The sequence below is a fragment of the Nocardia sp. CC227C genome (assembly GCF_030767025.1).
Taxonomy (GTDB): Bacteria; Actinomycetota; Actinomycetes; order Mycobacteriales; family Mycobacteriaceae; genus Nocardia.
This window is the reverse complement of the sequence record NZ_JASITE010000002.1, coordinates 319,790-327,895: the sequence shown is the minus strand read 5'-3', so window position 1 is coordinate 327,895 and position 8,106 is coordinate 319,790. Positions and strand designations below refer to the sequence as shown.

Annotated in this window: 7 protein-coding genes; 3 read left to right on the top strand and 4 right to left on the bottom strand. The window is 68.7% G+C overall.

The features are described from left to right. Positions 1 to 94: 94 nt before the first annotated feature. Positions 95 to 853 (top strand): PP2C family serine/threonine-protein phosphatase, encoded by a 759-nt coding sequence (locus QMO76_RS04845; RefSeq protein ID WP_306359952.1) that lies wholly within the window; start codon positions 95 to 97, stop codon positions 851 to 853. Positions 854 to 1,145: 292 nt separating this feature from the next. Here the strand turns inward: QMO76_RS04845 and QMO76_RS04840 are convergent, their stop codons facing one another. The 3 genes from QMO76_RS04840 to QMO76_RS04830 all read right to left on the bottom strand — a co-directional run bounded on the left by QMO76_RS04840 (position 1,146) and on the right by QMO76_RS04830 (position 4,512). After that, positions 1,146 to 1,994: a lysophospholipid acyltransferase family protein gene (locus QMO76_RS04840; RefSeq protein WP_306359951.1), complete on the bottom strand. Its 849-nt coding sequence runs from the start codon at positions 1,992 to 1,994 to the stop codon at positions 1,146 to 1,148. Positions 1,995 to 2,294: 300 nt separating this feature from the next. Beyond that, positions 2,295 to 3,242 carry an enoyl-CoA hydratase/isomerase family protein gene (locus QMO76_RS04835; protein ID WP_306359950.1) on the bottom strand — a complete coding sequence of 316 codons (948 nt, stop codon included), beginning with the start codon at positions 3,240 to 3,242 and terminating at the stop codon, positions 2,295 to 2,297. A 100-nt stretch (positions 3,243 to 3,342) separates the two neighbouring features. Further along, positions 3,343 to 4,512: an MCE family protein gene (locus QMO76_RS04830; protein WP_306359949.1), complete on the bottom strand. Its 1,170-nt coding sequence runs from the start codon at positions 4,510 to 4,512 to the stop codon at positions 3,343 to 3,345. A 217-nt stretch (positions 4,513 to 4,729) separates the two neighbouring features. On the opposite strand from QMO76_RS04830, the gene QMO76_RS04825 reads away from it, so the two are divergent. Together QMO76_RS04825 and QMO76_RS04820 are read left to right on the top strand one after the other, a co-directional pair. Beyond that, positions 4,730 to 5,128, top strand: coding sequence for a hypothetical protein (locus tag QMO76_RS04825; protein ID WP_306359948.1), 399 nt, complete (start codon positions 4,730 to 4,732; stop codon positions 5,126 to 5,128). A gap of 171 nt (positions 5,129 to 5,299) precedes the next feature. After that, a complete protein-coding gene (locus QMO76_RS04820) occupies positions 5,300 to 6,142 on the top strand; it encodes a DUF6319 family protein (protein ID WP_306359947.1) in 843 nt (280 codons plus the stop codon). A gap of 84 nt (positions 6,143 to 6,226) precedes the next feature. On the opposite strand, the gene QMO76_RS04815 is transcribed toward QMO76_RS04820, so the two are convergent. Beyond that, positions 6,227 to 7,678: a GGDEF domain-containing protein gene (locus QMO76_RS04815; protein WP_306359946.1), complete on the bottom strand. Its 1,452-nt coding sequence runs from the start codon at positions 7,676 to 7,678 to the stop codon at positions 6,227 to 6,229. Positions 7,679 to 8,106: the final 428 nt, after the last annotated feature.

Genomic DNA, 8,106 nt, shown 5'->3' with positions numbered 1-8,106 from the left:
CAACTACACAGGCAATTCTGGCGCGGAACACGGCTCGAGGCTGTTGACTATGGTTGTGCTGATCGGCAGCACCGCGAGTCCGAGGAGGTCGGGCATGCACAGCGCAGCCATCGGGGTCGGAGCCGTCACGCCGGTAGGTCCGGACGGGGAGGGGCGGGCGGTGCGGGTCGCGGGGGAAGCGGTCAGCAAGCGCGGACGGCGCGAGATCAACGCCGATGCGGTCGCGACGGTGACCGATCGCCGGGTCGGTCGCACCGCGGTGGTCGTGGCCGACGGTGTCGGCGACCATCTGGGTGCGGCGCGGGCGGCCCGCATCGTGGCCCGCACGGCGGCGCGGGTGGCGGTCACCGAGGGTGCGCGCGCCGGAATTCTCGCCGCGCGAACCGAACTGGAACGTGAGCTACCCGAGACCGGCGGCGACAGCGTGCTGGCGGTCGCGGTGCTGCCCGCCGACGGTCGCCCCGACGGCCCCTGCGATATCGCCTGGGTCGGCGACTGCCGCGTCTACCGCTGGAACGGCCGCGTTCTGCACCAGATCACCACCGACCACACCGTGGCCGAGTACTTCCGCCTCCGCGGCCACGAACCCCTAGCCGGCATGGGCCATCTGGTCACCACCTCCGCCCGCACGGCCCGCCCCGAGGACATCGGCCAGGCCGCCACCGGCTCCAGCACCGGCCGCTTCCTGCTCACCACCGACGGTATTCACAAACCCCTCGACATGACCACCATCAAATCCCTGCTCACCCACCCCACCACCCCCGGCCTCACCGCCGACTCCCTGGTGGAGACCGCACTCACCACGGGCGGCACCGACAACGCCACCGCCCTCGTGGTGGACGTGCGCGCCTGATTCCCCCCACATCTCCCGCGGCGACGCGCCGCCCGCGATCGCGGACCACCGCGGTATTCAGCACTGCCGCACCGTGAGTTGTCGTTCGACAGGGAACTTCGCGGGCGCATCCACCGAACGTCTGATCTGGTCTGCTGGCCGCCGACTTCCACGTCGAGCACGGTCCCCGGATCTCGACTCGTCGTGTCGCACAGACTCTGTGGCCCGATCCTTTACCTGTGCGGGAGGGGAAACGGCCCGGAGAGCAGGAGGGCTCTCCGGGCCACGGCCGTCCGGTGGGCGGTATGTCGTCCTACAGGAGGTTCGCCAAGCCGGACAGCGGTCCGGGGAGGGCCGCGAGGTGGTTCTTGATGCCTGTCGCCACCGGGTTGGGGGTTTCGGCTCGGAGGCGGTCGAGCTCGGTCTGCATGGTGTGCACCGTTGATTCGTAGTGAGCGTCCACCGCGGCTGTGTTCTCGGGATCACCGGGTTCGGTGGACCAGTCCAGGGGCGGTAGGAAGCTGACGTCGACGGTGGCGGGGAGGGGCAGTTGCGGTATGACCGGGGCGATGCCGAACGGGACGCCGACGGTGTAGGGGAACACCTTGGCGCGGAACAGCTTGTCGAGCCGCAACAGTTTGGCGGTGCGCTCGCCGCGGCTGAGGACGAAGATGGAGTCGTGGCCGCCGTTGGCGACCGCGGGGATGACCGGCACCCCCAGTTTCAGGGCCAGCCGGATGAATCCCTTGCGCCCGGCGAAATCGATCGTGCCGCGCTCGGTCCAGGGACGGCACGCCTCCCAGTCGCCGCCGGGGTACACCATAACCGCGCCGCCGTCCTTCAGCCCGGCCGTTGCCGCCTCCTGGGAGGCGGGAATCACGCCGAACTGCCGCAGACTCTCGCCGAGGAACGGTGCGCGCAAAAGGATTTCGTGCGCGACACCGAATGTCGGCTCGGTGGGGCGGCGCTGCATCATGGCCATGAAGGTGATCCACACCTCGGGCGCCCAGTAGATGGAGGAGTGATTGCCGATGACCAGCGCCGGACCCGAGGCGGGCAGATTCTCCAGCCCACTCACCTTCGGGGTGAAATAGCTCGTATAGGCCCGCGCGAGGGGGAGCAGCGGGTGATTCGGATCCGGAACCTGCGTGGTGGTGCTCATGTACCCATTCCTGTCTATCGCACTGGCGGTGGACGGGCGGTGCGAGACGGCCTGCGCCGATGCTCGAAAAAGCCTCGGGCGGAATCGAATTGCCCCCGGTACATCCCCATTGATAGTCCCCGAACGACCGCGCGAACGCGGACCGGTACGGCGCTGCGGTGCTCCATCGTCGCCGCGCTGCGATCGATGTCCGTCACCGTCCTCCTGCCCTTTCGACGTTAGCAGCCAAGCATTTGCTTGGTAGGAAGTGTGCGGAATCCAACAGTCGCGGGCACCCCCGGCGAATCCGCCCGCGCCGTCCTAGGATTCCCCGGCCGTCCCCCGATGCCAATCCGGCAGCCGCTCGTCGATGAAAGTGGTGAGATCCTTACCCGCCGCCTCGTTGCGCCGCACATCCGTGAGATAGGCGCGCATGGCCTCTCGCGTCTCCGGCTGCGAGGCGGCGGCCAGGAACCCGGCCCGCTCCACATGCAGTCCGGCCTCCAGCCCCGCCGAGCCTCCCTCGTGCACAGCGCGTTTGACGGCGGCGACGGCCACGGGGGAGCGCCGCGCCAACCGCCGCGCGGTATCGAGCGCCTCAGCGAGCAGCCGATCCGGATCGACCAGTCGGTTCACCAGTCCGATATCCCGCGCCGCGGCGGCGTCGATCGGCGCGCCCTCCAGGCACAGTTCCAACGCCCGCGCCGCCCCGAGCGAACGCGTGAGCAGCTGGGTGCCGCCGCCGCCCGGAATCAGCCCGACCAGGATCTCCGGCTGCCCGATGCGGTACGGCCCGTCGGCCATGAGCCGGATATCGCAGGACAGCACCAGCTCGCAGCCGCCACCCATGGCGTGGCCGTTCACCGCGGCGACGAACACCTTGTCCGATCGCCGCATCAGGCGGCACACCTCGTGATAGCGCAGGATATCGGTGAGCCCCGCGGTCATCCCCCGGCCGAGCACCGCCTGTGCCCCCGGCAGCCGGTTGGCCGCGCCGGTGGTCCGCAGCGCCGCACCGGCCAGCGCCGGACTCAGCGGCAGCGGGCTGGCTTCGGCACCGGCGAGAATCTCGGCCACGTCGTAGTGGCTCACGAATACCCCGGGGAGCGCGCTGGTCACCACGACCGCCCGCACCGTCTCGTCGTCGGCCAGCCGGTGCAGCAGCGCTTCCAGTTCCCGCATCATCTCGCCGGTGAGGAAGTTGTAGGGCGGATTATCCAATTCCACGGTGAGGACGGCATCGTGCCGCCGGGTGCGAATCGCATTCATCCGCCCACGATATGGACGCCGAAGCGCCCGGCGGAATACCCGCGCGGGCGCTCTTGTCGCCTGCACAGTTCCGGCCGGCGATTCCGGGCAGTATGCCGGGTCACCGCACCGGCGGCAGCGTCCGTTCGTCCGGATCGACGCCCGTGGGCTGATTCGCCCCATTGTCGGGCACATTCGGCCGCGGCGCATTGCCCGATCCGCGGATCTGTTGGTCGGCGGGCGGATTCACGCAATAGTTCCAGCGGCGGAAGGTGCTGTCCTGCACCACGTATTGGGGGGTCTGCTTGGTCGGATACTGGCAGAACGGGCGCGGCCAGATATCGACGATGGTATAGAACTCGCCGTCGTGCGCGGGAACGCCCATGGCGGAGGTGCCGATCAGCAGCGATGGAAACAGCGCCCGCAGTGCCGGAATCCGCAGCTGAGCCGCGCGGACGACGGCACTGAGATTGGTGGCCAGGCTGGTGATGGGGTCGGCATTGCGGTCCAGCGTCCGCGCCGTCACCTCGATCATGCCCGGCGCGTCCTCGAGCAGCGCCCGGATCTCGGCGTCCGCGGCGTTGACCTGGTCGATGAGAACGCGCGAATTGCTGGTCAGCGTGCCCAGATCCGGCTGGGCCTGGGAGGTGGTGGCGGCGATGGTGCGCAGGCTGGTGATGAGATTGGTGGTCTGCGGCAGCAGATTGTCCAATCCGGCCACGGCCAGGCTGATGCCGTTCACGAAGGCGCGGAACTGGTCCGGCCCGCCGCTGAGCGCGATATCGAGCTCGTCGAGGATGACGGCGAACTTGTCCGGATCGATCTGGGCGATGAGTTCGCTGGAATTGATCAGTACCTCCGACAGCGGCACCGGGGTGGAAGTGCGGGAGGCGTCGAACGGCACCACCGCCCCGTCGTCGAGGTACGGCCCTCGATCGGTGTCGGGCACGAAGTCGATGTACTGCTCCCCGGCGGCGGACAGCGCGTGCACGTGGACGGCCGTATCTCGCGGAATCCGGTACCGGTTGTCGATCTCCGCGCGCACCGCCACCGCGGCCCCGGCGTGGGTGAGGTCGACGGCCGTGATCTCGCCGATCCGGTAGCCGCGCCAGGTGACGTTGTTACCCACCTGCAAACCGCCCGACCGGTCCAGTTGGACGGTCACCGTGTAGGCCGATCCGGGCGCCCGCACCCGCATCACGTCGAACAGTAGATAACCGCCTCCGACCAGCACTCCGAATGCGAGGGTGAGACCGCTCGCCAGAAACCTGTGACGCTGGGAATTGCTCACGAGCCACCTTTGCCGCCGAGTACCGGAACAGTGCAACAGCTAACTCTTGGCGAAAACGTCGCCAATAGTAGCGGGTCCGCGTGCGTCGATTGCGTGATTGCGACACGACCCTCGCGTCATGTGACGACACGCCGGTGTGGTGGGGTACTCTTCGCGCAGCTAATGGACGGCAACCGAGGTTCGGGGGTCGGAAGTGTGCTGGGGAAAGGGAGATTCGATGATCGCCCGCTGCGTGTGGTTGGCCGGTGTCGCAGGTGCGTGTGCGGTCCTGGCGTCGGGATGTGCCGGCCGGGACGACGCCACCGAGGCGTTCGGTGCGGAACCCGCCGCGACGGACGCCTCGAACGCGCACCGCAGCGTCTTCGTCACCGAGTGCGCGGGAACGGCGGCCGGTTGGCGGGCGGCCGGGGTGGTGAGCAACCGCGACGACGTCGAGCACCGCTACTCGGTGGTGGTCAGCTTCGTCACGCCGGAATCGACGGTCCTGGAGCGCACCCGAACCGAGGTATCGGTGCGGCCGGGGGCGACGGAGAACTTCACCACGGAAACCCGGCTCGACCCGGTGCGGCGGCCGGATACCGTGGCGTGCGTGCTGCGGGATGTGGAACAGCTCTGAACTCGGCCGACCGATTGCCGGGAAGCCGCCGCGGGCTCGGCGCGAACTCGTCCCGGCGGGGCCGCGCGGCACTTAGGATCGGCGGGGGGCCGGACTCTCCGTTGTGGATTTGTCGGTGCCATGGTGCATGCTCTTGGGCACGCAAGTGTCCACCACCGCTCGGAGTGCCCCATGTCGTCCCGCCGCACCAAGCCACAGCCCTTGTCGGATAGCGAGATACGGCAGATCGCCACGGATATCGAGGCGGGCCGTCCGCCGATGGTGTGGTTCACGGCCGCGGCGGTCGGGGTGCCGGAGGGGAGGTCCGGGAAGGTGCTCGCGCTCGGCGATCCCTCCGAGGGTGATTTCCTACAGATAAAACCGACCGGCTCGAAAGATGTGATGGCCTTCGGCCCCACCGAGGTCACCCTGATCAAACCGGCCCGGCCCCAGAAGGACGCCGCGGCAGGGAAGAAGGCGACCGCGGCGAAGACCGCGGCCGCCGCGACAACGACCGAAGCGAAACCGCCTGTAGCGAAACCGACAACGGCAACCAGGAAGGATTCCACTGTGACGATGTCGTCGCCCGCGACCATGCCATCGGCCCAGCCGAACGTATCGCCCGCGCCCGATCCCGCAGCGGCACAGCCCGGCTCGGCGCCGGAGCCCGCGGGCACCGCCACCACCAACGGCGACACGGCCAAGGCGGCCAAACCCGCCGGTTCCCGCCCCGCCCGCAATGCCGCCGCCGCATCCCGCAAGACCAAGGCCCCGGAGGTGACCGTCACCCTCTCCGGCACCGCCGACGGTGAATGGACCCTCGATGTCGTCAATGGCAAGAAGCGCACCATTCGCGGTCTCTCGGTGCCGAGTTCGTCGGTAGCCCAGGCGGCCAAGATCCTGCACCCGGAGGTGGCCGAAGTGGTCGACTCCGTACTCGAGGCGGTGCGGGGCGCCCAGCGCGCCAAGGTGGAACAGCTCCAGGCCGAACTGGAGAACGCCCGCCGCCTGCTCGACGAGCTCGGCAGCGACTGACCCGCCGTCCCGCCCGGTCCCGTTGCGCCGCCGCGCGAACCGGGTTTGGGCGGGACACCGCGCACGTCCGGCCGGGTGGGCCGCTCAGACCGCCGTTTCCCGCTGCCAGACCGGTTGAACGGCCGGTGGGCCGGGGCTCGACTCGTCCTGGAACACACAGCCGAGCGAGAACTCCTTGGCCTGGTACATGGCCGAATCCGCCTCGCGCAGCAGGTCGTACACGGTGGTGTCGCTGCCTCGACCGCCGCTGCACGCGACGCCGATACTGGCCGCGATCCGCACCTCGGCCGCGCTGAGTTCGAACGGCTCCCCGAGCGCGACCAGCAGTCGCTCCGCCAGCAGCGTGGCCTCCTGCCGACCCACCGGGGTGAGCACCACGAACTCGTCACCGCCGTAGCGGGCGGCGGCGTCGTCGCGGCGGATGATGCGCCGAATCCGCGCCGCCGCATTGGCGATCAACTCGTCGCCCACCGCGTGCCCGTAGTTGTCGTTGACCCGTTTGAACCCGTCCAGATCGATGAACAGCAGCGCCAGCGGCGCCTCGCCCCAGCGCTCGCGATTGCGGTACAGCGTCCGCAGCAGCGCCGCGCGGTTGAGCAGTCCGGTCAGCATGTCGTGATCGGCCTGGTACTGCGCCCGCCGCTCGCTGCGCGCACTGCGTTCGATGGCCCGCTCACTGCGCAGCAGCATTCCGGCCAGCAGCAGCGCGAACAGCGATGACACCACCAGTCGGTCCACCGGATCCAGACTCGATCCCACCACCGGCACCAGCGACGCCACGATGAGCACGATGGCGATGATGCTGGCCCGCTGCCGCGACCGATGCGACAGGATTCGCCGCGGTTCCCCGAGCGTGACCATGGTCGGGTGCAAAGCCGCCACCCCGATCAGCGTATAGGCCAGTTGCAGTGGCACCAGCAGGATCTCGTGTCCGATCACCGCCGATCCGGCCGTCTCCAGGTTGTAGCCCAGATTGGCCGCCAGAATGATCAGCATGGCCAGGTGCACCAGGCGCAGGGAGTATTCCGAGCGCGCCGAGGTCACCGCCGAATGCGCGACCACGGTCAGCATGAGCGCGTCCACCACCGGGTAGGTGGCGGCGGTCAGCGTGGTGAACGAGATCCGCTCGGCCGCGTGCAGGATCGGCGAGATGAGGAAGGTCCACGAGGCCAGCAGCGCGCCCAGTCCGATGAGCGCGGAATCCAGCAGCAGGTCGTGATCGATGCTGCGCTTGCGGGGCCGCAGCCACAACACCGCCGCCGCGCCGATGCCGCAGTATCCACTGAGCGTGAACAGGTCGTCGAAGGGGTGCGACTCCCAGTGCGTGACGTCCCGCAGCACCGTCCCGGTGGTGAGCTGCACGGCGGAAATCGAGAGCAGATACCACGGCAACGGCTGCGGCGGTGAGTAGCGGCGCAACCCCACCCCGATCATGGTCACGCTGGCGATGACGGAAACGCTGAGCGTGAACGCCCCGAGGGAGCGGGAAGCAAGGAGCAGCAGGGTCAGCAGGCAGAGCAGAAGACCGAACAGCACGCTGCGCCAACGGAATCCGAATAGTCGACCGGACCTCTCCGTTGGCCCTGCCTCCCTGTCCACCAGCCGCCCCCTTTGTCCGCTCCGTCCCCGATGAAGCCGCCACTACATCGTAGGCCCGCGATTCCTCCGCCATGAGGTCACCCGGTGCGCACTGGGCGCGGCTCGTCGGGGTGAGGTGAACCCCGTGTACGGCCATACGGTCCCGGGTAGCAGAGTCGATCATGTCACGAAAACAAGCTTCCCGTATCGGACTTGGACGAACGCGTAGGTCTGCTTTTCGCAAGGTTCGTTTTGCATGCTGCACACGAGGCATCGGCTTCCGGGTGGCTGGGGCGCGCGACCCGCTGACAGGCGTGTCCCCGGGCGATCATCACCGGGCCTACGGACTGGACAGTTAGTATTCGCCGCACGGTTGTTCGTCTCCG

Excerpts from the sequence above, each read along its gene's own strand:
- QMO76_RS04845 (WP_306359952.1), top strand. The coding sequence starts at position 95 with ATGCACAGCGCAGCCATCGGGGTCGGAGCCGTCACGCCGGTAGGTCCG.
- QMO76_RS04825 (WP_306359948.1), top strand. The coding sequence starts at position 4,730 with ATGATCGCCCGCTGCGTGTGGTTGGCCGGTGTCGCAGGTGCGTGTGCG.
- QMO76_RS04820 (WP_306359947.1), top strand. The coding sequence starts at position 5,300 with ATGTCGTCCCGCCGCACCAAGCCACAGCCCTTGTCGGATAGCGAGATA.
- QMO76_RS04835 (WP_306359950.1), bottom strand. The coding sequence starts at position 3,242 with ATGAATGCGATTCGCACCCGGCGGCACGATGCCGTCCTCACCGTGGAA.
- QMO76_RS04840 (WP_306359951.1), bottom strand. The coding sequence starts at position 1,994 with ATGAGCACCACCACGCAGGTTCCGGATCCGAATCACCCGCTGCTCCCC.